This window comes from Pollutimonas rozaliensis (assembly GCF_048751585.1).
In the GTDB taxonomy this organism is placed as follows: Bacteria; Pseudomonadota; Gammaproteobacteria; order Burkholderiales; family Burkholderiaceae_B.
Genome location: NZ_JAZHOB010000252.1, coordinates 1 through 252, shown reverse-complemented (window position 1 = coordinate 252; position 252 = coordinate 1). Strand labels below are relative to the sequence as shown.

The window sequence follows — 252 nt, the reverse complement described above, 5'->3', positions numbered from 1 at the left end:
CACAAATAAAAAGGAGAGTGTGAAAAAATTGGAAGAAGTAAAAGTAGTAAATGTTATAGCAACAAAAGTTAGAGGTGGAGAAACTATCAGATGTAGAGCAAAAGTATATTCTACAGGAATGGTTGATACAGATGTATCAGATATACCTACAGTATCTACATCAACACCTGCTGTTCTTAATTTACAAAATGCTGAGATGTTGATAAAAGCTTCTGTAGGTAATATGGAAGCAAAATTAATAATACTTCCTTA

General features: G+C 31.3%; 1 protein-coding gene. It reads left to right on the top strand.

The window, feature by feature from the left end:
- Positions 1-19 precede the first annotated feature (19 nt).
- Positions 20-252, top strand: a 233-nt coding sequence (locus V0R37_RS22790; protein ID WP_420376646.1) for a hypothetical protein, incomplete at its 3' end; no start/stop codon positions are given.